This window comes from Micromonospora musae, assembly GCF_003626635.1.
GTDB classification, from domain to species: domain Bacteria; phylum Actinomycetota; class Actinomycetes; order Mycobacteriales; family Micromonosporaceae; genus Micromonospora; species Micromonospora musae.
The window spans coordinates 1-23,651 of the sequence record NZ_RAZT01000024.1 but is presented as its reverse complement, the minus strand read 5'-3'; the positions used below and the strand labels follow the sequence as shown (position 1 = coordinate 23,651).

Annotated in this window: 18 protein-coding genes, 1 tRNA gene and 2 pseudogenes; 9 read left to right on the top strand and 12 right to left on the bottom strand. The window is 72.2% G+C overall.

What is annotated here, in order from left to right:
- Positions 1 to 4: 4 nt before the first annotated feature.
- The 3 genes from D7044_RS31210 to D7044_RS31200 all read right to left on the bottom strand — a co-directional run bounded on the left by D7044_RS31210 (position 5) and on the right by D7044_RS31200 (position 4,123).
- A complete protein-coding gene (locus tag D7044_RS31210) occupies positions 5 to 1,252 on the bottom strand; it encodes an SIS domain-containing protein (protein ID WP_120691033.1) in 1,248 nt (415 codons plus the stop codon).
- Positions 1,249 to 2,550: a D-tagatose-bisphosphate aldolase, class II, non-catalytic subunit gene (locus D7044_RS31205; RefSeq protein ID WP_120691032.1), complete on the bottom strand. Its 1,302-nt coding sequence runs from the start codon at positions 2,548 to 2,550 to the stop codon at positions 1,249 to 1,251. The genes D7044_RS31210 and D7044_RS31205 overlap by 4 nt, the downstream gene beginning before the upstream one ends.
- Positions 2,551 to 3,331: 781 nt before the next feature.
- Positions 3,332 to 4,123 carry a GntR family transcriptional regulator gene (locus tag D7044_RS31200; RefSeq protein WP_199716842.1) on the bottom strand — a complete coding sequence of 264 codons (792 nt, stop codon included), beginning with the start codon at positions 4,121 to 4,123 and terminating at the stop codon, positions 3,332 to 3,334.
- Between the two features lie 508 nt (positions 4,124 to 4,631).
- Here D7044_RS31200 and D7044_RS33180 point away from each other — a divergent pair.
- From D7044_RS33180 to D7044_RS31190, 3 genes are all read left to right on the top strand, one after another.
- Complete coding sequence (locus D7044_RS33180) at positions 4,632 to 5,861, top strand: alpha-galactosidase (RefSeq protein WP_233565196.1); 1,230 nt, start codon at positions 4,632 to 4,634, stop codon at positions 5,859 to 5,861.
- A complete protein-coding gene (locus D7044_RS32760; protein ID WP_325050928.1) occupies positions 5,822 to 6,706 on the top strand; it encodes an alpha-amylase family protein in 885 nt (294 codons plus the stop codon). Before D7044_RS33180 ends, D7044_RS32760 begins: the two co-directional genes overlap by 40 nt.
- Before the next feature lie 154 nt (positions 6,707 to 6,860).
- Entirely contained in the window at positions 6,861 to 7,349 is a 489-nt protein-coding gene (locus tag D7044_RS31190; protein WP_120691030.1) for a YcxB family protein, read from the top strand.
- 9 nt (positions 7,350 to 7,358) lie between these two features.
- Here the strand turns inward: D7044_RS31190 and D7044_RS31185 are convergent, their stop codons facing one another.
- Positions 7,359 to 8,687, bottom strand: a complete 1,329-nt coding sequence (locus D7044_RS31185; protein WP_120691029.1) for a haloalkane dehalogenase — start codon at positions 8,685 to 8,687, stop codon at positions 7,359 to 7,361.
- Between the two features lie 89 nt (positions 8,688 to 8,776).
- On the opposite strand from D7044_RS31185, the gene D7044_RS31180 reads away from it, so the two are divergent.
- The 5 genes from D7044_RS31180 to D7044_RS31160 all read left to right on the top strand — a co-directional run bounded on the left by D7044_RS31180 (position 8,777) and on the right by D7044_RS31160 (position 11,849).
- Positions 8,777 to 9,229 (top strand): MarR family winged helix-turn-helix transcriptional regulator, encoded by a 453-nt coding sequence (locus D7044_RS31180; RefSeq protein ID WP_233565190.1) that lies wholly within the window; start codon positions 8,777 to 8,779, stop codon positions 9,227 to 9,229.
- Between the two features lie 40 nt (positions 9,230 to 9,269).
- Positions 9,270 to 9,893: a DinB family protein gene (locus D7044_RS31175; protein WP_120691028.1), complete on the top strand. Its 624-nt coding sequence runs from the start codon at positions 9,270 to 9,272 to the stop codon at positions 9,891 to 9,893.
- Between the two features lie 25 nt (positions 9,894 to 9,918).
- Positions 9,919 to 10,224: a hypothetical protein gene (locus tag D7044_RS31170; protein WP_120691027.1), complete on the top strand. Its 306-nt coding sequence runs from the start codon at positions 9,919 to 9,921 to the stop codon at positions 10,222 to 10,224.
- A gap of 274 nt (positions 10,225 to 10,498) precedes the next feature.
- Positions 10,499 to 10,924, top strand: coding sequence for a hypothetical protein (locus tag D7044_RS31165; protein ID WP_120691026.1), 426 nt, complete (start codon positions 10,499 to 10,501; stop codon positions 10,922 to 10,924).
- Between the two features lie 685 nt (positions 10,925 to 11,609).
- Positions 11,610 to 11,849 carry a hypothetical protein gene (locus D7044_RS31160; RefSeq protein ID WP_120691025.1) on the top strand — a complete coding sequence of 80 codons (240 nt, stop codon included), beginning with the start codon at positions 11,610 to 11,612 and terminating at the stop codon, positions 11,847 to 11,849.
- 288 nt (positions 11,850 to 12,137) lie between these two features.
- Here the strand turns inward: D7044_RS31160 and D7044_RS31150 are convergent, their stop codons facing one another.
- The 7 genes and pseudogenes from D7044_RS31150 to D7044_RS33600 all read right to left on the bottom strand — a co-directional run.
- Positions 12,138 to 12,632 (bottom strand): GNAT family N-acetyltransferase, encoded by a 495-nt coding sequence (locus tag D7044_RS31150; protein WP_120691024.1) that lies wholly within the window; start codon positions 12,630 to 12,632, stop codon positions 12,138 to 12,140.
- Between the two features lie 94 nt (positions 12,633 to 12,726).
- Entirely contained in the window at positions 12,727 to 15,120 is a 2,394-nt protein-coding gene (locus D7044_RS31145) for a DUF3488 and transglutaminase-like domain-containing protein (RefSeq protein WP_411711013.1), read from the bottom strand.
- Positions 15,096 to 16,376: a DUF58 domain-containing protein gene (locus D7044_RS31140; protein ID WP_120691023.1), complete on the bottom strand. Its 1,281-nt coding sequence runs from the start codon at positions 16,374 to 16,376 to the stop codon at positions 15,096 to 15,098. The genes D7044_RS31145 and D7044_RS31140 overlap by 25 nt, the downstream gene beginning before the upstream one ends.
- Entirely contained in the window at positions 16,373 to 17,368 is a 996-nt protein-coding gene (locus D7044_RS31135) for an AAA family ATPase (protein ID WP_120691022.1), read from the bottom strand. The genes D7044_RS31140 and D7044_RS31135 overlap by 4 nt, the downstream gene beginning before the upstream one ends.
- Before the next feature lie 27 nt (positions 17,369 to 17,395).
- The gene (locus D7044_RS31130) at positions 17,396 to 20,035 is read right to left on the bottom strand and encodes a fibronectin type III domain-containing protein (RefSeq protein ID WP_120691021.1); all 2,640 of its coding nucleotides are present in this window, start codon (positions 20,033 to 20,035) and stop codon (positions 17,396 to 17,398) included.
- A gap of 150 nt (positions 20,036 to 20,185) precedes the next feature.
- Entirely contained in the window at positions 20,186 to 20,947 is a 762-nt protein-coding gene (locus D7044_RS32755) for a fibronectin type III domain-containing protein (RefSeq protein WP_199716851.1), read from the bottom strand.
- A 1,800-nt stretch (positions 20,948 to 22,747) separates the two neighbouring features.
- Positions 22,748 to 22,969 (bottom strand): annotated as a pseudogene (locus D7044_RS33600) (tetratricopeptide repeat protein); the annotation flags it as partial.
- A 220-nt stretch (positions 22,970 to 23,189) separates the two neighbouring features.
- Here D7044_RS33600 and D7044_RS31120 point away from each other — a divergent pair.
- A tRNA-Leu gene (locus D7044_RS31120) sits at positions 23,190 to 23,276 on the top strand.
- Positions 23,277 to 23,524: 248 nt separating this feature from the next.
- Here the strand turns inward: D7044_RS31120 and D7044_RS31115 are convergent.
- Positions 23,525 to 23,651: pseudogene (locus tag D7044_RS31115) on the bottom strand (IS5 family transposase); the annotation flags it as partial.

The window sequence follows — 23,651 nt, the reverse complement described above, 5'->3', positions numbered from 1 at the left end:
CGTCTCACCTCCGGCTGGCGCCACTGTTGACGTCAGCTCTCTCGCCGGTTCGGGCCGGGAGGGCCCTGAGCTGGACCTGTTGCCGGCCTTGCCACGGGCTAACGGGCAGGGGGTGCATGATCGCGCCCTGGACGACCCGGTTGACCTCCCCGCCGGGGAAGGGGTTGTCGGGGGTGAGCCCGAGCGCCAGGGAGAAGTGCAGACCGATCAGCTGCGCGCAGATTACGGCGGGCAGCACCAGCGCGGCGTCGTCCACGTCCTCGACGTCCGGCAGGGTCCAGGTGTTGTCCCGGGCCGGCCGCCCGGGTCGGCTGCTGACGGTGACCAGGCTCCGCTCCGGGACGACCCGCAGCAGCTCGGCGACCATGTCGCGGTCGTACCGGCTGGTGTACGGGTCGTTGGACTCGTAGCTGACGACCAGGGTCTCGTCGTTGAGCACGGATTTCGGTCCGTGCCGGAAGGCCAGCGCGGACTCGGCCAGGGCCACCACCCGGCCGGCGGTCAGCTCCATGACCTTCAGGGCGGACTCGCGGGCCACGCCGTGCAGAGTGCCGCTGCCGAGATAGACGATCCGGGAGTACCCGCGTGCGGCGAGGTCGGCGGCCGCGGCCGGCCGGGTGGCGAGGATCTGCTCGGCCGCGGTGGCGAGTCGCTCCGCCAGGCCGTCGTCGGGGCCGCCGAGGGCCAGCAGGCCGGCCAGCACCATGCCCGTGAAGCTGGACGTCATGGCGAAGCCCCGGTCGTTGGCCGCCTCCGGCAGCAGCAGCACCTGCCCGGTGGCCGTGTCGGCGTGCCGGGCGGCGAGCCGACCGTTCGCGTTGCAGGTCACCACCAGGTGCCAGCACTCGGTCAGCACCTGGCTGGCCAGCTCGGTGGCGGTGACGCTCTCCGGGCTGTCACCGGAGCGGGCGAACGACACCAGCAGCGTCGGGACGTCCTCGGCGAAGCAGGCCAGCGGGTCGGCCACGATGTCGGTGGTCGCGACGGCGTCCACCCGCCGGCCCAGCGACCGGCGCAGCGACGACGCCAGCACCTCGCCGACGTACGCGGAGGTGCCCGCCCCGGTGAGCACGATGCGCAGGTCGGGTCGTTCGAGCAGCGGCTTCAGGAAGGCGGCGTTCGACGCCGCCGACTCCGCCGCCAGCCGTCCGATCTCGCGCCACACGGCCGGCTGCTGGGCGATCTCGCGGCTGGTGTCGACGGCGCCGCGCCGGCGCAGGTGCTCGACGTCGTGTCCGAGGAGGGTGCTCATGCGGCCCGCCGCCCTTCCGCCGGGGAGGCCGCCCGGCGGTAGCCGCGCAGGACGTCGCGGACGCGGTCGAGGACGAGCTCGACCGGATGGTTGTCGAGGACGCCGTCGCGGACCCGTTGGTACTGGTCGGGCAGGTACTGGCTGAGCAGCGGCAGCGGGATGCTCCGCTCGGTCAGGTTGCCCAGCAGTCGCCGCTCGGCGGCCTGGATCTCCGGGTCCGGCCAGTAGTAGCGCATCCGGTCGCTGTAGCTGTACCGCCGGGCCAGGCGCTGTTCGGCGGCGGCGCCGGTGTAGTACTTCGCCCAGTGCCCGGGCTCGGCGAGCATCCGCTGCTCGACCACCTCCGGCAGGTGCGAGCGGTCGGGCTCGGGGACGAGTTCGGTCTCGATCGCGGCCAGCGCGAACAGGGCCTCCCGCAGCGCGAAGGTCAGGCCGGGCCCGACCTTGAGCACCGCCCAGTGATCCTCGACCAGGGCGACGAGGCGCGGGACGGTCTGGTAGTCCGTGGAGTGGGCCTCGAAGACCATCGTCGGCTCGTCGTCCAGGATCTGCTGGAGCTCCTTGCTGCGCTCCCGGTCGTAGTCGACGACCCGGAGGTGGTCGAACTCCACACCCGGCTGGACGACCAGGGCCATCACCTGCGGCCACACGTGATCGAGGCCCTGCTCGGCGAAGGCGATACGGTGCCGGTCCAGAGTGCTGCGGGCCGAGTCGGCGGTGGTGGGTCGCAGCTCCTCGATCGTCTCCTCGGCGCCGCCGGGGACCGGGACCTCGGTGCCGATGACGTACCGCAGCTGCCCCGCCCGCCCCATCGGGGCGGCGGTCTTCTCGGCGACGGCGAGCATGCGGGCGGCGCGGGCCGCCATCACCTCGTCGCTCAACGGGGTCTGGTCGTCGGCGCAGGGGTAGCTGCAGTCAAGGTGAATCTTGGTGAAGCCGGCCTCGACGTACGCCGCCACGAGCACGTCGACGCGCGCCATGGCCTCCTCCGCCGGCAACGAGCGCCACCGGTTCGGACCCAGGTGGTCGCCGCCGAGCACGACCCGCTCGCGGGGGAGTCCGGCCCGGTCGGCGGCCTCGTGCACCAGATCGCGGAAGTCCGCGGGTCGCATACCGGTGTAGCCACCGTCCTGGTCGACCTGGTTCGAGGTCGCCTCGATCAACACCAGGTCGCCGTCTTCCCTGGCCTGGACCATCGCGGCCTGCAGGACCAGTGGATGGGCGGAGCAGATCGAGGTGATGCCGACCGATCTTCCCCTTTTGTGCAGGGCGATGACAGTGTCGAGCGGGTTACTCACGGGGCGGTTCCTCCTCCTCGCCGTTGCGAAGCTGGTAACGGACCCTACTGGTATTCCCGGTGGTCGGCTACTGTCTAGCTGGTATGTAATTTGGTCTGGTCTAAAGGTCGGCCAGAGGTCAGACGTGGCCCCGCTCGACAGTGGAGGTCCAGATCCTCGGCACCGGCGCGCCCGGCCCGGCCCGGGCGCGGTGGCGGCCACGACGCCGACGCCGGAGGGTTTGAGGCGCCTATACGCGCCACCTCAACGGGCTGGGAGTCGTCGCGCCTATCTCAACGGGCTGGTTGTGGTGCGGAGAAGAGCGCCGACCAGCGAGGTGCCGGCCGAACAGGGCGCCGAGCTGCCAGTGCCGGCCGAGGCGCGGTGCCAGCCGAAGCGCGGCGTCGGCCGGGCGAAGTGCGCCGCCGGTCCTGCCGGGAGCGGGCCGAAGCGCGGCGCGGGCCGATGTGCGGCGCGGCGACGTGCTGCCTGGCCTGGCCGTCGCGCGGCCGATACCTCAGAGGCATGTTTATGCCTCTGAGGTATCGAGCTCACCACGATGGTTGCGGCCGACGGCGGGAGTCGCCGCCGGCCCCCTGCCGGGCCTCGATGAGAGCGGCGGCAGGCACCGACGCGGCGCATGCCCGCCGCGCGGGCGATCCATCGCGCCCCGCCTGCGGCTGAGGCGCCGCGACGGCGCGAGATCAACTCGACAACAGGTCGGGGCATCCGTCGACCTGGACACTCCGATGTCAAGGAAGTCGTGTGCCCCGACCCTGAGCGGTGTCGAGGACGAGGTCGATCAGGCCGGATTGGTGATGGAGGCCCGGAAGCGGTAGCGGTCGCCGCGGTAGACCTGGACGGTCAGCTCGATCGGGCGGCCCGCCTGGTTGAAGGTGAGCGTGGTCGCCACGAGCATCGGCATGGTGTCGCCGATCTCGAAGAGCTCCATCTCCCGTGGCGTCGGGTGCCGGGCTTCGCACGAGTAGTCGGCGACGCGCGGCGTCTGCGGCGGGTTGGCCGCGCGCAGGGTGGCGTAGAGCGAGGCGGAGTTGAAGTCGGTCTCGGCCAGGGCCGGACAGGCCGCCAGCGGGAGCCGGTTGTGCTCGAGCACGACCAGCAGGCCGTCGAGGAAGCGAAGTCGGTGCAGTTCGAAGAGGTCGGCGCCGGGGGCGATGCGGAGGTCTTCGGCCTCGGAGACCGTCGCCGGGCGGACCGCGGCGGAGAGGACCCGGCTGCTCGGCGTGAGGCCGTTGACGCGGGCGAAGTCGGCGAGGCCCTGCACCTGGGGGGTCGCCTCGGCGGTGGTGGCCGCCGGCGGCTCGGGGAGCTGGTCGAGGTCGGCGACGAACCATCCGCGCGTCGACGACGGGCGCACGATGCCGCGCGACTCCAGGTCGGCGAGGGCGGCTCGCAGCGTCACACGCGAGACGGCGTATCGGGTCGCCAGCGCTCGCTCGGAGGGTAGCCGGTCACCTGGGTGGGCGGCGGTGGCGCGCAGGTCGTCGAGCAGCTGCTTGGCGGTTCGCTCGTAGAGGGGAAGCGCGTCGTCGGCGAACAGGCCACGGGGCATCCGCGTCCTCGCAACAGTCATACCAGCCAACCATACCAGTGCGATCGATCTCTGGAGCCGGACGCCCATGTCCGGCGTGCCGCTCCGCCTCGGGTCGCGGTGAACGAACCAAAAACTACCGGGAACCGGCCATTGACAAGCCAAGAATATACCACCTACGTTCGTCGGGCAGACCATCCGGCGCGGAATGGGGAACCCCACATGCGTGAGCTTCTGCTCGGCCTTGTCGCCACCGGCGGCTCGGGCCGGCACTTGGTATCCCTCTGGCCTGCATCGTGACTTCAGGTGAACGAGGCGGCGCCGCGCTCCTTGCCGATGCCGTCTCGCTCTCGGTGGATGCCAGGTCGAACCAGGTCGCCCGGAGCTCGCGGTTGCCCGCACGGGCAGTCGTCGGATCTGTGTGACCCGGTCCGCGGCCCGGCAGTACGTATCGGCACGTTCGAGGTGACCCGATCTCGAGGATCCACAGCGACGAGCGACCGGCGCGACCGGTCGTAGAGCTGCGCGACGAGCCCCAAGGGAGATTGACATGAGCAACATGAAGCGGCGGACCATGTTGAAGGTGGCACTGGGGGGTGCCGGCCTGACCGCGCTCCCTGCTGTGACCACAGCAGTGGGCGCGATCCCCGCAGCCGCCGCACCGCACCGCGGTCCCGACGTCGTCGGCGTCGGCGACACCTCCATCACCGTGGAGTTCGACGACAAGCTGCACAGCCGGGTGGCCTTGAAGGACGTCGACGTCACGCGCTTCGACGCGAGCGAGGCGCTGCTGCTGGGCGACACCGCGATCGAAGACTTCGCCTACCGTGGACACGAGACCCGTAAGACCAAGCATCACCGGCACGGCGCGGGCGTCCAGGTGACCATCGAGGGCGACTCCAAGGCCGGCGTACGGAAGACGGTGGAGCTGACCTCCTTCCAGCGCCTGACCGGCATGATCGTGATGCGGGTGACCTACACCAACAAGTCCGGTGCCGACCTGAAGGTCACCGGGTGGCGCAGCGGAGCCCACCAGCTCCTCGCGAAGCCCGGCGGCTTCTACACCTTCTCCGGCACCACGTACGAGGACCGTCGCGACTGGGTGCAGCCGGTGACGGAGGACTTCGACCAGAAGAACTCGCTGGGGATGGACTCCTCCGACTACGGCGGCGGCACGCCGATGGCGTCCGTCTGGCGTTCGGGCGGGGGTATCTCCGTCGGGCACGTCGAACCCGTGGCGAAGATCCTGCGCCTGCCGGTCCGCAAGACGGCCGTCGGGGCGAGCATCGCCGTCGAGGGCGACGTCGTCCGTACCCTGAAGCCGGGCCAGCAGCTGACCACCGAGACCACCTTCCTGACCGCCCACTCGGGCGACTACTTCGTACCGCTGCAGCGCTACCGCGACTACATGAGCGACATCGGCCTACGCGCCCCCAAGACGCCGAAGCCGGCCCTCGAACCGATCTGGTGCGCCTGGGGTTACGAGCGCGACTTCACCGTCGAGCAGGTCGTCGCAACTCTTCCCAAGGTGCGCGAGGTCGGCCTCAAGTGGGCGGTGCTCGACGACGGCTGGCAGACCAACGAGGGCGACTGGGACCTCAACCCGCAGAAGTTCCCCCGGGGCGAGGCGGACATGCGCTCTTCACCAAGCAGATCCGGGACGCCGGCCTGCGCCCGCGCCTGTGGTGGGCCCCGCTCGCCGCCGACCCCGAGAGCAACCTGTTCAAGTCGCGCCCCGACATGCTCCTGCTCGACCGCGACGGCAACAAGCAGGAGGTGACCTGGTGGGACGCCTACACCCTGTGTCCGGCGTACCAGCCCACTGTGGACTACTTCGTCGGCCAGGTGAAGAAGTTCATCGGTGACTGGGGCTACGAGGGACTCAAGATCGACGGCCAGCACCTCAACGGGGTCACGCCCTGCTACAACCCGGCGCACGGGCACGCCCGCCCCGAGGAGTCGACCGAGGGCCTGGCGCAGTTCTGGCGGGCGGTGTACGAGGCCGCGCACGAGGCGAACCGCAACGCGGTCATCGAGCTGTGCCCCTGCGGCACCGCCTTCGCCTTCCACAACCTGCCCTACATCGACCAGTACCCGGGCTCGGACCCGACCTCGTCCTACCAGGTCCGCACCAAGGGCAAGACGATGAAGGCGCTGATGGGCCACGGCGCCAGCTACGCCGGCGACCACGTCGAGCTGAGCGACAACGGCAACGACTTCGCCTCCAGCTACGGCGTGGGCGCCGTCCTGTCGACCAAGTTCACCTACCCGGCGGGCCCGGACGACGAGAACGTGCTCACCCCGGAGAAGGAGGCGATCTGGCGCAAGTGGGTGAGTCTGTACAGCCAGAACATGCTGCCCACCGGCGAGTACCGGGGCGAGCTGTACGACATCGGTTTCGACAAGCCCGAGGCGCACGTCGTGGCCAAGGAGAAGACCCTCCACTACGCCTTCTACGCCGACCAGTGGAACGGCACGGTGGAGCTGCGCGGTCTGGGCCGGGGCCGTTACCGCGTGACCGACCCGTTCAACGGCGTCTCCCTCGGCACCGTCGACGCCAAGCGCAACACGGTCAAGCTGACCTTCGAGAAGTTCCAGCTCGTCGTGGCCGAGCCCATCGGGTGAGCTGACCCGAGGTGAGGATGAGCCGCGAGGTCTCCGGTGCGGAATCGAAGCACCGGAGACCTCGCGGCCCTCCCGGACCGGAGAGCACCTGTCCCGCCAGGTCATCGAGCGACACCGGCCGCCGGCATCTCGACGGGGCACTATCGTTCTGGCCGTGCAGATCCGTTTTGACGTCCCAGCCGATCCCGCCTACCCGGGCCGCGTGGCCGCCGCGCTCAGCAGTGTTCGGCTGCGTCGGTACGGATACATCGGCGCGGTGCTGGCGGTGCTCGGAGCGATCGGTCTCGCCGTCTCGCAGGGGTCCGCGCGGGGCGACCGGATCGTGCCGCTCTTTACGGCGCTGGTGGTGGCCGGCGTGCTGTCGATGCTGTACGCGCCGTTCGTGCGGTGGCGCGCCCGACGCCGCTCCAGTGGCTACGCGGTCGCGGGCGCCTACGACATCACCGATGACAACATCATGATGCGCAGCGGCTCGGAGTCCGGCGGTATTGCCTGGGACGGGGTCGCCCAGGTGCGGAGCACCGATGACTTCTGGATCGTGTACGTCGGCCGGATGCCGGCGACCGTGATCCCGCGCCGCCTGATGTCCGCCGAGGACGCCGAGACGTTGCGAGCCTTCATGGCCCAGCGTGGACTGCTCTAGCCGTACCGCTCATCCAGCGGCAGCCAGCACTCCGTCGGCGCGGCTGAGGACGGTGTTGAGGACCCGTCCGGCGGCCGCCAGATCATCCTCGGGCAGGTCGCCCCAGAGCCGCTGGCTGACCAGCCCGGTCGCGGCACGGACCTCGTTCCACTGCGCCGTACCCCGCTCGGAGGCTTCGACGGCGCCGGCCGGGGTCGTCACCAGCAGGCCGGCGGCGGTCAGTGCCGCGACGTGCTCCCGCGCCGTGGCCTGGTCCACCTTCAGGGCGTCGCGGATCCGCTCGACGAGGGCGGCGGTGGGCAGTCCGCCGCTGACGACGGTCAGCGTCAGCGTGACCCACTGGGGTTCGGTGATGCCGGTTCCGGCCAACTGCCGGTCGAGGATGGCGTTGAGGGCCTTCTCCGTCCGGCCGATGAGCTGCGTGCCGAAGGGGATGGCGTCGCTGGCGGTCATGGTGCTCCTTCGAGTCGTATCGCGGTCGTGGGTCAGGTCGTGGCGTCGCGCCCAGGTCGTGACGGCCCGGGCGATGGCGTCGGGTTGGTCCTCGGGTGCGTGGTGTCCGGCTGGGCCGCAGTGCGCGGTGGTCAGCGCGGCGATGTTCTCCTGGCACCAGGCCGCCATCTCGGTCCCGATGAGCAGCGTGGGCGAGGAGTCGAAGGTGAGCAGGAGCTTCGGTGTGTCGTCGCTGGCGGCCAGCCACTTGCCGTACTGCTCGACCCGCTCGGCGACGTCGGCCGGCTCGCCGTCGAGCGGCAGCGAGCGGGCCCATTCCAGGATCGGCCGGCGGCTCTCCCGGGTGGGGTAGGGCGACAGGTACGCCCGCAGGTCCGGCTCGCGCACCGGACTGAGCACGCCGCCGGTGAACGCCGATTCCAGGAAGTAGGTCGAGTCGAGCACGAGCGCCTCACCCTGCGTGCCGCGCATCGCCTCGGCGCGGGCTCGCGGGGCGTCGCCGAGTTCGCTCCACGACAGGGGTCGCACGATGGCCTCGAGGAACGCCACGCCCCGGACCCGGTCGGGGTGACGCGCCGCCCAGTCGAAGGCGAGCGACCCACCCCAGTCGTGACCGACCAGGATCACGTCGGCGAGGTCCAGCCGGTCGAAAAAGGCGTCGAGGTAGCGGGCGTGGTCGTCGAACCGGTAACGCAGGTCCGGCTTGCCGGAGCGGCCCATCCCGATGAGGTCGGGGGCGAGGATCCGCGCGGGCAGGTCGACGGCCGGCAGGACGTTGCGCCACAGGTGCGATGAGCCGGGGTTGCCGTGCAGGAACACCAGGGGAGTTCCGGTGCCGGTCTCCTCGTAGTACATCGTCGAGTCGAGCACGTTCGTCAGTGGCACGACGCCACCTCCAATCGTTAGTCACACTAACGCTAGTTCGCCTCACAGTAGATCGTTAGTGTGACTAACGCAAGTGGTACCCTCGTGCCGTGGACGACAGCACGACGGGCGCGCAGCGGCTACGGGACCTCCGGACCCGGCTGCTGTCCCAGGCCGCCATGCAGGCCGATCGCCGGGTGAACGAGGAGCTGGCGCGGGCGGACGCCCGGAAGTGGCACTACGCCGTGCTCGCCACGCTCGACGAGTTCGGCGCGGTCAGCCAGGCCGAACTCAGCGACCGGACCCGCATCTACCGCAGCGACTTGGTCGCCGTCATCAACGAGCTGGCCGCTCGCGACCAGGTGGAGCGCGCACCCGACCCCGCCGACCGCCGCCGCAACCTGATCACGCTCACCCCGCAGGGACGTCGGCAGCTGCACAAACTCGACAAGCTGCTCGCCGACGTGGAGGACGAGGTCCTGGCGCCGCTGACCGCGGCGGAACGGGAGCAGCTCGCGCGGCTACTGACCGCCCTGGTCGAGCAGCACGGCCAACACATGTGAGGCTTGAGCCGGCCGGGTGCGCGTGGCAGGCTCGATCGTCATGATCGATGAATTCGCAAAGGAGTACCTGCACAACGACTTGCGCGAGATCCGCGAAACGATGCTGTGGAAGCTCGACGGGTTGCCCGAGTACGACATCCGCCGCCCGCTGACCATGACCGGAACCAACCTGCTCGGCCTGGTCAAGCACCTGTCGATCTCGGAATCCTGGTACTTCGGCGACGTCTTCGACCGGCCGTTCCCCGAGCCGATGCCCCGGTGGAACGACGTCCGGGAGCCCGGCGCGCTTCTGTGGGCGACGGAGCACGAGACCCGCGAGGAGATCATCGACCGGTACCGCCGCGTGTCGAAGCACTCGGACGCGACGATCACCGCGCTCGCCGTCGACGCCCCTGGGCACGTGCCCTGGTGGCCACGCCCCAACGTCAAGCTGTTCAACATCCTGGTGCACGTGCTGACCGAGACCAATCGGCATGCCGGACACGCCGACATCCTGCGCGAACAGCTCGACGGCTCGACCGGGACGGCGGCCCAGTACGCGAACACGCAACGCGATCCGGCTTTCGTCCCGCATAACGCCGGTCCCGCCGCGCCGCCAACAGCGACCGCTCGAAACCATCGTTCTGGTCCAGGCCTGACGCCAGCGTCCTTTCATTTCCGCTAGGTCGTGCTTCGAAGGTGGTACAACGGTGACTGAGTTGACGATCGAGTTCATCGGCGATGACCCACAGGTCAACTTCGCCGTTCAGAAGTGGATCGCCGATCGGGGTGCCCCGGCTGCCACCACCGACTCGGGTGTCGCGGTTCAGGTCAACAGCTGGGACGACTGTGAGCAGATCGGTTCCCTGCTTTCTACCTTCATTGGGCAAAGAAAGGACTCCTTCGAGTTGCGCATCGACGGCCCCGGTGGGACATCCACTATCCACGAGGTGCGGATGGTGGCTGACGCCGAGTCGATGAAGACCTTCCTCGCCACTTGCGCCTACCTGCAGTGACCATGAGCTGACAGGACTTCCCGCCGGTGGCCTCGCAGTCGTTGCTCAATGACATCGACAGGGCTGAGGGAGAGCAGTTCACCGAGTACCGACCTCGAGTGGGTCCGCCATCCCCACTGGTACCTGCTGGCGGGCAAGGCCCCTCTGGCCAGCAAAGGCTCACTGATCGAGGTTTCCGAGGTAGGTGGCACCGCGGACATGGGGGGCCTGTAGCGAGATAGCGTACGGTCACGCGCGTGGAAGGGAGCGCCAGATGGCATGGACTATTCGCCGGGTGGATGTCACCCAGCACACCGAAGACCAGGTGGGGATGGCGTACCTCGCTGTCAGCCTCGCCGAGTTGCCAGACTTGACCGGCCGGTACCTCGAGTTCCAACTCGCCGATGACGAGGATGAGCGGGAGGAGGGGTACTGCATGGTCGACAGTCCACCAGAGCCGGTGAATGTCACCAATCCTCTCGCGGTTGCAGCCATGGTCGCCGGCCACCGGACGCTCTACGGCGGCGTAGCCGAATGCCGAATGACCCACGACCACCTCATGCTCACGGTCAACGACGAAGCCCAGCGGATCTTTGGCTGGCCACCAGTCCTGGAACTCCAACTCGCCGTCAGCGCCGACGACCGCGCTGCCCTCCGAGAGGGTCTCACCAGAGTGTTAGCCATCGGTCCCTATGGCGACCAACCCGTACTCCATCTGTAGCGTGTCGACGCCTTCACCGTGCGAAGCGGCAGGCCGACCACCTCGGTGATGACTCCAAGCACTTCTCCACGATGCGCGGCCGGGAGTGTGGATCTAACGGTGTTGTCGACGCTTCTGGGTGGTACTACGGGGGTGCCGTGAACCGCGCGTGTAGCCCCTGATCGTTAGCTGCCGCCGTCCCGGCGACGCCCGTAACCGGTGATCAGATGACACGGTTTAGTTAGGTACAGCAGGAACGATCACGGGAATCTCGGGAGTTAGGCAGTGAGCAGCGGAGAAGCCGGTTGGCGCCCGCACCCGGGCGCCTACCGTGCTCCCGAAAATCTTTCCCCAGTCGAGCCCGGCCGCATCGTTGGCCTAGTTGCCAGCTGCAATCTCCGAGGGGCGTACCGCCATGATGCGACTACCCGGAGCTTCACGGTCAGTGAGCTCGCGATTCTGGAGGACGGGCGGCGCGTGCTCCTGCACGCGCAACGTGGGTTCGCTGTCACTGCTAGATCAACCGGCGTCCCGGGTGGTGTCATTCCGCTCGTTGAGACTCGGGAAAGCATCACCCAGCAAGTGTTGAACGCCGTGCTTCCCGACGACGAAGAGTGCGCAAAGGAGCACGCACATCCCTTGGTCATGGCTGGCCGAGCTAGTGCCGTGACCGGTATGGTTCGCCGGGTCGCAGGGGAGGAACGCGGTGTTCGTTGAGATCGTCTTTGCCGGTCTGCCCATCGACCGGGATGAGGTCGAGGAAGCGCTGGACGCCGCGTTCGGCCCCGACGGCGAGATCACGGGCGCGGGCAGCGGGATCGGACGTTGTCATCTCGACCTGGAGATCGAGGGAAGCCTCGATCGCGGCGTCACACTGGAACGGGTTCGTTCCGTGCTGGCCGGGCTCGGCGTGCAGGAGTACGCGACGTTGAACGTCAGCGACTGATCACGCGGCGAGCGGTCGTCCGCCCCAGCGCATGTTCGCGCAGCAGCATCGCCGGTTCGTCGTCGCGGGGGCTGACCGACCACCTGTAGCGGCGAGGATGTCCCGGCCGGAAACGGCGGCGGCGAGCAGCAGGTTCGCCACCAGTTCCTCGGAGCTGGGTCGAAGAAGGCGTCGGTGGCTGACGCCGGGCTCGCGTTCGGCGGCGGCGAAGTGCTCGGCGAGGCGACGGCCGAGTGCAGCGCCGGACGCCCACGGCCGGCGGTGAACCGGCCGAGAGCAGCCGGCGCGTTAAGCAGCCAGAGGCTTGACCATGATGTGCTCCCGGCGGACCCCGTCGGGCATCAGGTCGCCGAGCTCGCCCGTGTTGTGGAAGCCGTTGCGTCGGTAAAGCGCAGAGGCGTTCTCGTTCCCCTCCACCACGGCCAGCCGTAGCGTTCCGGCGCCCACCTGCCGAGCCCACCGCTCCACGGCGCGCAGGAGATGGTCGCCAAGCCCTCGGCCACGTCCGACCGGCGCCACGTACATCGAGATCAGCTCGACGACGCCGTCCCGATCGGTCGGCACCCCGCTGGCCATCCCGACCGGCTGCCCGTCGAGCATCGCCACCACGTTGAACGCGCCGGCGATGGCGAGCCGACCACGCCAGCGGTCCTCCCGGTCGCCGTCGCCCTGCCAGTCGGCCAGCTGCGAACCGAAGGCGTACGGGGCCTCCGTCAGCGCGGCGAGCCGCAGCTCCCGCCAGATCTTCCAGTCACCCTCGGTCAGCACAAGCGTCTCGATCACCCCTGAAGGCTGCCGCAGCCCGGAGAAGCAGGCAATGGCCTTTCGGTCGCATCGTCGACGGGTCGACGAACAGCCGACCCGCACCTCGATCCGGTCAGCGCCAGCGCAGCGGGCCGGGGTGGATGGGCCAGAGCAGCCGCCGCCAGCGGGGACGGCTGGCGCGCAGACCGTCCACGTAGGCCCGGGCGATCCCGGTGGCGCGGTCGGCCTGCTCACCGGTGGCCGAGCCGGGGGCGAAGCCGACCTGGTTGAGCAGGTCGGCCAACTCGCCGACGTCGGCGGCCACCCCGGGCCGGTCCGGCACGGCGGGCGTCGGCCCGGGCACGGCGCTGCGGGCCAGCCGGGCGACCTCGGTGGCGGCCAGGTCGGCGCCGACCGGCCGGCCGGCCAGCCGCAGCGCGTCCGTGACCTCCCGCCAGGCGCCGGCGATGCGCTCACCGGGGTCACCCCGTCGCAGCCGGCCGCGGGTGAGGGCCCGGCGCATCGCCAGCAGGACCAGCAGCGCCGCCCCGACGAGCAGGAGAAGGCCGCCGGTCCCGCCCCCCACCAGCACCGCTGTCGGTACGCCCCGGCTCTGCGCGGGCCCGCCCGGTGCCGCCGCGGGCTCCGGTGACCCGGTGGGCTCCGCGGACGGCTGGGGCGCCTCGGACGGCGGCGGGTCCTCCGGCGTCGGGCGGAAGTCCTCCTCCACCGGTCGGGGCTCGTCGTCGGGGCGGGGCAGCGGATTGAACGGCACCCAGCCGACCCCGTCGAAGAGCACCTCCGGCCAGGCGTAGGCGTCGCCGGCCCGCACCGGCCCGTCCCCGGTCGACTCGAAGCCGACCACCACCCGGGTCGGCAGGCCGGTGAGCCGGCCGAGCACCGCGAACGCGGCGGCGAACTGCTCCGACGTGCCGCGCTGCCCGCCGCCGTTACGGGGGCCGAAGAGGAAGAACGCCAGGTTCGGGTACGCGTGCCCGCTCGGCGCGTCCGCGACCAGCCGGTAGTGCTCGGCGAGGAACTCCTCGACGGCCGTGGCCCGGGCGTACGGGGCGCCGTTCTCCTCGACGAGCTGGGCGGCGAGGCGACGCAGCGGCTCGGGCACCCCGTCGGGTACCCGCAGCACCCGGCCCACCGGGTCACCGGCCGGTACGTCCGCGATGGAGAGCAGATTCTCGTCGGGGCGTTCCCGGTCCGACGTGACCGTGTACCGCAGTCCGGGGGCCAGCCCCTCGGGCCGGATCAGCGTGCCAGTCAGCGGGTCGTACGCCACCCGCGAGCCGCTGACCTCGCGGGGAGTGGCGACCGCCGGCAGCAGCCGTCCGCTCAACTCGCTGATGGTGATCTCCTGCCGGACGGTCTCGATGGTGCTGCCGGACGTCGGGGTGACCGCCGGCAGGATCCGCCCCGCGTTGCGGTACGTCGCGCCGACCCGCCAGGTCACCCCGTCGTAGTCGCTGAGCACCGCCAGCCGGATCCGGGCCCGGTCGCCGCGCGACCGGTCGGCCGGCCCCACCGACGAACCGGGCGACGCCGTCGCGTCCGAGACCGGCCCGTCGGTGCGTACCCGCAGCAGCTCCTGTTCCGGGTGCAGCGCCCAGCCGGAGATCCGGACCAGCGGGTTCTCGTCCAGCGTCTCCACCCTCGGCGGTTCGACGTACCGGCGGGGGTCCACCGGCCGGCCGTCGACCTGCGCGACCACCGTCGGGCCGAGCGCCGCGACCAGGCCGATCACCACGACCAGCCCGAGCACCGTGCCCGCCGCGAGGCGCAGCCGTACGACGGCCCGCAGCGTCGGCGCCGGCCCGGCGACCGGGTCGACGGCGTCCGGGCCCGGCCGGGCGGAGGTGACCAGGCCGAGGGCCGCGACCGTCACGAAGACGATGGTGGGCCACAGCGCGGGCGCGGCGTTCGGCCCGACCAGGTAGAGCGCGCCCGCGTACAGGAGCACGGCGGGCAGGTAGCCGGCGAGCACCCGGCCGCCCCGCAGCGCCACCTCGGCGGCGGCGAGCCCGGCGAGCCAGGTTGCCACCAGCGGGACGAGCAGCGTGTCCGGCGTGGGTTCGACGGGGATCATCGCGGTCAGCAGGCGGGGGATGCCGTTGCGGGCGGCGTCCACGGTCACGTCGGCCAGGCCGCCCGGCAGGTCGGCGCGGGCCGCGGCCAGCCGCATCGACCAGCCGGTGAAGGCCGCCATGGCCAGCACCGACAGCGGTGCGACCAGCCAGGACGGCAGCCGTCGGGCGGCCACCCCGACCAGCACCGAACCGGCTGCGGCGACGGCGACGAGCTGGGGCAGCAGCGGGCCTGCGTACACCCGGCCAAGCACCACCCCCGACAACGCGGTCATGACGATGAGCGCGAGCGGCACGGGTGCCGCCCGCAGCGCTGCCACGATCCAACGCCGCCGGCCTGGTCCGCCGGCCGGGCCGCTTCCGGCGGCGGCCCGCTCCACGTCGGCCGCCGCCGGGGCGTCGTGGACGGTCACCATCGGCTGATCCCGTCCCACTCGGCGGCGAAGCCCGCCCCGTCGGCCGCGTCGATCACCACCAGCGCGGCCGCGCCCGGCGGCGTCGGCTCGGCCGCGCCGAGCACTCCGACCACCACCGACGGGTACGCGCCGCGCAGCGCCCCGACGTGCCCGAGGTCGCCGCGGCCGCCCGGCCCGGTGAGGAAGACGAGCGTGTCGCCGAGCCGGTCGGCGCGCAGCCGGGTCGCGGTGGCCCGCAGCGCGTCGTCCTCGGCGACGAGCTCGGCGGCGGCCAGCCGGTCCAGCGGAGCGGCGGGGGAGTCACCGCCGGAGCCGGCGTCGCCGTCCCCCGCCCGACGCGACCTGATCCGCCGGCCCACCCATCCGCGGGCCCCGCCGCGGGCCGGCGCGTCGCCGCTCGCCGCCGGAGCCGGGCTCGCCGCCCGCTCCGGTGCCACGAACAGCAGGAGCACCGGCAGGTCCGCGCGGTGCGCGGCGGTGACGATCGACGCCGCCGCCTCGCAGCACGCCTCGAACGACGCGGCCGACCCGCCACCGCGGTCCGGGTGGGCGGCGGCCCGGTTGTCCAGCAGCACCACGAAGCGCGGCAGGCTCGTGTCCACGTTCTCCCGCACCATCAGCTGCCCCACCCGGGCGCTGGTACGCCAGTGCACCCGGCGCAGCTCGTCGCCGATCACGTACTCGCGTAACGAGTCGAACGTGATCGACCCGTGCGGCACCGCGTCGACGCGGCCGTCGAGGCTGCGCCCCGCGCCGGTCGGCACCGCGTCCAGCGGGTGGATCCGCGGATGCACCCAGACCGGCACGGTGCCGCCGTAGGGGCGGGCCGACGCGACCAGCCCCAGCGGGTCCCGGCGGACCACCCGCAGCGGCCCCACCCGGACCACGCCCCGGCGCACCGTCGGCACGTCGTACCGGACGGTGGTGTCCCGGCCCGGCCGCAGCCGCAGCAGCGGGACCGGCACCGGCCGGCCGCCGCAGCGGTCCTCGGCGAGGAGGTTCACCGCCCGCAGACGCCCCGAGTTGCCTACGGTCAGCTCCATGCTGGCCGGCTCGCCGCGCCCCACCCGGTCCGGGGAGGCGACGCGGGTGACGGTCAGCCGGGGCCGCCGCGCCGCGACCGCGACGGCGTAGCCGACGGCGACGCCGGCCGCCGCGCCGAGCAGCGTCAACTCGGGGTACGCGAACCGGACGCCGGCGCCGAGCAGCACGAGGGCAGCGACGAGCAGCCCGACACCCCGGGCAGACAGTACGAGGCCGGTACGACCGGTCACCTCTGCACCGGGGCCGGCTGACCCGAGGGGAGCGGCACCGGCACCGAGGCGACCGCCTGACGCAGCACCTCGGCGGCGGTCACCCCCCGCACCTGCGCCTCCGGGGTCAGCAGCAGCCGGTGCGCGAAGACCGGCTCCACCAGCGTCTTCAGGTCCTCCGGCATGATCCAGCCCCGGCCGTCGATGAGCGCGTACGCGCACGCCGCGCGGGTCAACGCGATGACGCCCCGGGGACTGACGCCCACCCGTACCTGCGGGTGCGTTCGGGTGGCCGCGGCGAGGCGCACCGCGTACCCGTAGAGCGGCTCGGCGATGTGCACCCGAAGGGCCATCCGGACCATCTCCCCGACGGTCTCCGTGTCGGTGATCGCGGCGAGCGCCTCCGGGGAGCGCACTGTCGCGCCGCGCAGCACCTCCACCTCGACCGCCTCGTCCGGATAGCCGACGGAGAGCTTCACCAGGAACCGGTCGAGCTGGGCCTCCGGAAGCCGGTAGGTGCCGTCCATCTCCACCGGGTTCTGCGTGGCCACCACCAGGAACGGCTGCGGCACCGGATGCCGGACACCGTCCACGGTGACCGTGCGCTCCTCCATCACCTCCAGCAGCGCCGACTGGGTCTTCGGCGACGCACGGTTGATCTCGTCGGCGATGACGATGTTGGCGAAGACCGGGCCCGGATGGAACTCGAAGTCCCGGGTGGCCTGGTTGAAGATGGTCACCCCGGAGACGTCCGACGGGAGCAGGTCCGGGGTGAACTGGATGCGCCGCCACTGACCCTGCACCGTCGCGGCGACCGCCCGCGCGAGCGTGGTCTTACCGACGCCGGGCACGTCCTCGAGGAGCACGTGCCCCTGGGCGAAGAGGGCGGTGAGCGCCAGCCGGACCACCTGCGGCTTGCCCAACACGACCGCGTTGACGTTCTCCGCCAGGCGGGCGGCGAGGGCGGCGAAGCGCTGTACCTCCGCCTGGCCGAGCGGTTCGGGGGTGTTCACGTGCGTGGCGCTCCTTGCCTGGGCGGGTCAGCAGGTGGGCAGGACGTTGATGTTGTCGCCACCCTCCAGGTTCAGCCAGGCCCAGGGAATGTAGTTCTTCCCCTCGTACGCGACCTGCACCCACCAGGTGCTGCGCTTGTCCCGGTTGTAGATGTAGGCGTACACCTCCTCGCCCCGCTTCTTGCAGTACGCCTTCAGCCGGGTCCCGGGCTTCGCCCACCCGACCTGCCGGTCGTTGTCCTGCCGGGTCACCGCGAAGATCTCGTTGCCGTTGCGGCCGTCCACGTCCCGGTCGCAGTACGTGGCCTCCTCGCCGGAGTCCCCGTTCTTGCAGGTGGCGATGCCGTACAGGGCGTCGGTGGCCTGGGCGCGGGTGGTCGTGCCTCGGCCGGCGGCGTTGCTCGCGGTCACCGTGAACGTGTAGCTCGTCCCCGGGCTCAGACCACTCACGGTGAGGGCGGAGCAGCCGCCGGACTTCGCCGGCTTCCCGGGCGTGCTCAACGTGCAGGTCGCCTTCCCGCCACCGGCGTCCACGGTGAAGCTCACCGTGGCCGAGGTGGTGGTCGCCGACGAACCGGTCACCGTGACCCGCGGCTCGGCGACCGTACGGGCGGTCGCGGTGCTCTCCGGACCGGGCCCGGCCTCGTTGACCGCCTTCACCCGCACGGTGACGTCGCGCCCGTTGCCCAGCCCGTCCACCGTGGCCCGGGTGTCGGTCACCTCGATGCTGCGCCCACCCACGTCCACCAGGTACTTCGCCACCGGCCGGCCGTTCGGCTCCGCCGGCGCCCACTGCAGCGACACCGTGCCCGGCCGGTCCGGCACCGTGGCGGCCCGCAGGTCGGTCGGGCGTCCCGGCGCCGCGTACGGCACCACCGTGTTGCTCACCGGGGAGGCCGCCGAGGCGACACCCCGGTTGTTGACCGAGGAGACGGTGAACGCGTACTGCCGGCCGAACTCCAGCTCACCGGCGGGCACCACGAGTTCGGTCTTCGTGGACTCCCCGGCCGGGGCGTTCGCGCCCGCCGACGAGGCGGTCACCGCGTACCGGGCGATCCGGTTGCCCTGCCCGTTCGCGGCCGGCCACCGGACGACGACGGTGCCGTCCGCCCGCGCCTGCGCGGTGACCCGGGCCGGCGGATCGGGCACGGCCGCCGTCGGCGTGACCCGGTTGCTGCTCCGCGGCGGGCCCGCGCCCTTGGCGTTGACCGCGTGCACCGAGAACCGGTACGTCTCACCGTTCGTCAGGCCCTTGACCTCCACGGCCCGCTGGTTGGCGCCCACCTCACGCCGCTGCCCGGCGCCCTCCACCACGTACCGGATGATCTCGGCGCCGTTGGCGGGCGCCGGCCGCCAGCTCACCCGGGACTGCGCGTTCCCGGCGGTGGCGGTCACGCTGCGCGGCGCTCCCGGCTTGCCGACCTTCGGCTTCTTCGGCGGGGGCGGCGGCGGGGGAGCCGGCGGCGGGTCACCGCCGAGCACGTCGTTGGCGTACTTGTCGACCTCGCGGACCTGATGCTTGTCGTCCACCACCCGCGCGGTCGCCGAGTCGGGCGCGTTGATGAAGAGGTAGTTCTCCCGCACCTCCAGCTCCAACGGCCCCGCGCTCCGGCCACGGATGGTGTCGACCAGCCTGCCCTGCGCGTCGAACGTGTAGATCAGCCCGGTCGCCTCGTCGGCGCAGTAGAAGCGGTCCGCCCAGGCGACTGCCGGGCGGAGCCGGTCGCCGCTGCCCGGCACCGTGAACGCGCCCACCTCGCCGCCGCCCTCGGCCACCACGTGCACCCGCCGCTGCCCGGGCACCGTGACCGGCACCATCGACCCACTGGTGCGCGCCGGAAGCGCACCCGGCGCGGTCGTCGTGAGCGTCGTCGGCCGGACCTTGCCGCCGTGCACCGTGACCAGCGCGCCGGCGGTGCGGTCGAGCACCGCCACACCGTCGTCCAGGGTGGAGACCACCAGCTCGTGCGCCGGGTCGGCCACGTCGTACGTCTCGACCCGCTCCGGGCTCAGCCCGCCCCCGCCCCCGGCGGCGGGGGCCGAGGCCGGAGTGTCCGGCAGGTCGGCGGCGGTGATCGCGGAGACGGTGCCCTCGCTCGGCACCGCGATCCAGAGCCGACCCGCACCGTCGAACGCGCCGCCGGTGATGCCCGGGGGATACCGGACCGGCTCGCCGACCGGCGCGAGCGAACGTGGATCCAACTGCCGCACGACCCCCTGCACGGCGTCGACCACGAAGGCCGCGTCCTCGTGCAGGGCGACGTTGACCCCCAACCCGGGGGTGGTCCGCGTGGTCGCCGTGATCTGGAGCGTGGCCAGGTCCAGCGAGCTGACCTGCCCGGTGCTCAGGTCGCGCAGGATGAGCAGCCGGTCGGTCTGGGTGACCTCCATCGGATGCCGCCGGGTGCCCGGCACCTCGGTACGCGTGTCGACGCGGGCGGTGACCCCGTTGACCCGGGCCAACTCGCTGCGCCCCGCACTCCACAACCAGGAACTGGCGTCGTAGTTGCTGACCGCGTTGTCGGCCGCGCCGAGCCCGTGGACGGTGAGCCCCATCGCGGCGAGCAACGCGACCACCGTCGCGATGGTGACCAGGCCGCCGCGCGGCCGGCGCCGGCGCCGAGGGGTGCCGGACCCGGTCTTCACCGCGTCGTCGATGGTGGCCACTACCGGCTGCCTTCCGCGTCGTCGTGCCAGGTGACGGCCGCTGTCGGCAACCCCCGGCCTGAGCCGCTGCCATCATATGGGCCAGGTCACAGTCGGGGGAACCCGCAGCGTCCCCCTGTGGACACCGAGCGTGTGCGGAAGATCCTCACGTCAGGTCGTGGGGGTGCCACCTCCACGCGCCGTGCACACCTGCGCGGAGGTGGCGAAGGTCCCAGACGACCAGGCCGCGAGCACGGTGAAGCAGTAGTCGAACCCCGGGTTCAACCCGTTCACCGTGTAGCTGTTCTGGCCCGGGTCCACCGTGGCCATCGCCCGCATCGGCTGCCCGGCCCGACCGCCGACCACCATGAACGGCACCTTTCCGCCGGACGGGTCCGTCCAGTTCAACGTGATCGTGCTCAAGTCGTCGTGCAACCGCACGTCGCCGGGGGGCGGCCCGGTCACGGCCGAGGCCGACGGCGTGGTCGCCGCCGCCCCGTTCTCGCCGCCCACCACCAGAGCACCCACCCCGGTCGCCGCCGCTGCCGCGGCCACGACCACGGCGGCGGTCACCGCCACGGTCGTCGCCGCCCGGCTACGGCCGCGCCGCCCCGGCTCGCCCGGCGCCGGGCCGGTCGACCCGGACGGCGGTCGCTGCGGCCCGCCCGGATCGGCAGCCTGGGTGTTCCAACCGGCGGTCGGCGCGTCCGCCCCGGTCGTTTGCGGCGTGGCCAGGGGCAGCGCTCCGGTCGGGGCCTGCGCCGCCGCGAAGTTCACCGGCTCTGTCGACGGGTGCGGCGCCGGTTCGGTCCGCGGCGTCGACTCGGATATCGGAGTGGACGCGGGCGCGCCCGCCGGCAGCACCTGCAACTCGGCGGTGACCCCCCACGGAAGCGCGTTCGGCCCCCACGCCGGCGCCGGTGGGATGCTCACCCCCGGCTCGCCGGCCGTGGGCGTGGATCGCGCAGGAGCGGTGGTCGGCGGCGGGGGCACCGGTGATCCGCCGAACGGCGGCGGCGGGAGCGGCGGCACCGGGATCGGCTGCGACTGGCCCCGCGAGAGCACCTGGCCGGTGGCGGAGGCCGACACAGGCCCGGCCTGGCCCGGTGGCGCGCTGACGGGCTGCGGTGCCGCTCCTGGCCCGGCTTGCTGGGGTGGTGCGCTCACGGGCGGCGCTGACACCGGGCCGGGTTGATGGGGTGGTGAGCTCACGGGCGGCGCCGACACCGGCTGGTGCGGTGGAGCGCTGACGGGTTGCGGTGCCGGTCCTGGTTGGGGCTGGTGCGGTGGTGCGCTGACGGGCTGCGTGTTGGTGGGCGGTGCCGACAACGGGCCGGGCTGGTGCGGCGGTGCCGACACCGGATTGGGCTGCTGCGGCGGCGCGCTCACGGGCGGTACGTGGGTGGGCGGCGCCGACACGGGCGCGGTGTGACCGACCGCTCCGGCGGCCGGGGGCGGCGGAACCGGCTGCTGTACCGGCGCCCCGGCCTCGTTCGCCCGGGACGGCGCCGGCTCCTGGACCCCGCCTTGCCGGTCCGCTCGGTCCCGGCTGGGCTCGGCGGCGAGCAGCGGCTCGATCTGCTGGACCCGGATCGTCGGCTTGTCCCAGCCCGGTGAGCCGGCCGCCGGCGACGAGTCCGGGCCGATCGCGGCCTCCCCGGGTGCCGATTGCTCGGGCTCAGCACGGGTCGGCACGGGCTCCGTGCCGGCGGCCGGCCGGGCAGACGTCACCGGCTGCGCCGGCGGGGCGGGGGGCACCGCCGGAGGCGCCGGCATCGGGGGCGGCGGCACCGGAGACCCCGCCAGGTGCGGCGGTGCCGCCGGAGACACCTGGGACGGCGGCACCGCCGCCACGGTGGGCGGTGCCGGCACGGTGCGCGGTGCCGGCGGCGGAGGGACCGGCGGCACGGGCTGCCGAGGCGGCCCGGCGTACCCCGGCGGCGGGGAAGGGATCACCGGTGGCGGCGGGATCGCGGGCGCGGGCGGAGGTGGCGGCGGGACCTGCGGTGCGGGCACGGCAGGCGGCGGCGGGACCTGCGCCGGCGTGGGCTCTGCGGTCGGCGCCCACGCCCCACTCGGCGGAGCCGGCGGCTCCGCCGAGCCGGGCCGCCGGGGGGACGGCGGCGGAACAGGGGCACCGGGCTGCGGCGCCCAAGGCGACGAGGGGGACGCCGCCGCAGCGCCCGGCGCGGCCGGTGAAACCGGGGGAACCGCGGGCGGAGGCGGCACCGGCCCACCGGTCCGCGGCGGGACCGGAGGCGACGGAACCGTGGCGCCGCGCTGCGCCCACGGCGACGGAGGCGGTGGCACCGGAGCGGCAGGGGCCGGCTGCGGAGCCGACGGGAACGGACCCGGCGGCGGCGGAACGGCGGCCGGCGACTGGCTGCCGGCCGCCGGCGAGGCGGTCCGCTGGACCGGCGGCAGGGCGCGAAACGCCAGCGTCGGTTCGGACAGAGCCGCCATCGCGCCGGCCCGGGCCGGGTCGGGCGGCGCGGCGGCCGGATGAGCGACAGGCGGGGCAGTGCCGCCGTGCTGCGCGAGGTACTGACGCGCGGCGCGTACCGCCGGATGATCCGCACCGAGCACCGCCGGCCCGGCGTCGGCGATCCGGGTGTAATTGCGACGGGCCTCGTGCCGATTGCCGAGCTCCTCCGAGACCCCGGCCAGGTCGTAGACGAGGGCCAACATCATCGGGTCCGTCGGCGGCCAGCGGCGCTCACCGGCGGTGTACGCCTCCTCCAGCACCCGCCGTGCGGCGAGCGGGTCGTCGGCCTCCCGATGCAGCCGGGCCAGCAGATGTGCGGTGTTGAGCACGTCCGGGTGGTCTTTCCCGTACGGCGGGCGCGCCGAATCGACGGCCTCGGTCAGCACCTGACGGGCGGCGGACAAGTCGCCCGCGGCGCGCAGAGCGAGCGCCCGGTGCTGAACGGCGGCCAGAGGGGAGGGATGGGACACATAGTCATGCTGCCTGTAGAAAGCCTCCGCACGCTACCCGGACCTGACCGCGTGCCCGAGCTTGCCGCCGTGACCTGGGCAGACGGCGCGCCCAATGGAGCGGGGGAACACGATGTGCATGATCCACGGCGGCCGTGTACAGTAACTCCCCGTGCGGCCCGCCGGGGCGGCCATAGGGGTGCGAGATCATCCTGGTCGACACGGTAGGCTGAACGAGTAAGTCCGGGTGGCGGAATGGCAGACGCGCTAGCTTGAGGTGCTAGTGCCCGTATAGGGCGTGGGGGTTCAAGTCCCCCCTCGGACACCAAACACTTATCCAACGGTGTGCGCTGAGATCCACGACAGCGCGCACCGTTTGTGTTTCTGCTGAAAGTGAGTCGACGCTCGAGCTGCAGGTAGACCTCGGCCTTGTCGGCGGAGTCGGCAGCAGGAGTGCGGTGACGATTTCCCCGAGGGCTGGGACCAGCGTGGCGATCTCCGCGTGGCTCATCTGGTGTGTTGTCGCGAAGTCCGCCGTGTGAAATCCTCCTGTGCGTGTGTCCGTTCGGCTTGGCTCTAGGTCCTGTCTCGAAGTGCGTGTAGCCACTCGTTGATGGCGGTGACGTGGATGGTGGCTTCGTAGCGGACGGCCAGCTTGTCGTATCGGGTGGCCAGGCCGCGATGGCGTTTGAGCCGGTTGATG

Bases quoted from the DNA above. Each gene is read 5' to 3' on its own strand.
- D7044_RS31210 (WP_120691033.1), bottom strand. From the start codon at position 1,252: ATGAGCACCCTCCTCGGACACGACGTCGAGCACCTGCGCCGGCGCGGC.
- D7044_RS31200 (WP_199716842.1), bottom strand. From the start codon at position 4,123: ATGACTGTTGCGAGGACGCGGATGCCCCGTGGCCTGTTCGCCGACGAC.
- D7044_RS33180 (WP_233565196.1), top strand. From the start codon at position 4,632: ATGAGCAACATGAAGCGGCGGACCATGTTGAAGGTGGCACTGGGGGGT.
- D7044_RS32760 (WP_325050928.1), top strand. From the start codon at position 5,822: ATGCTCCTGCTCGACCGCGACGGCAACAAGCAGGAGGTGACCTGGTGG.
- D7044_RS31175 (WP_120691028.1), top strand. From the start codon at position 9,270: ATGATCGATGAATTCGCAAAGGAGTACCTGCACAACGACTTGCGCGAG.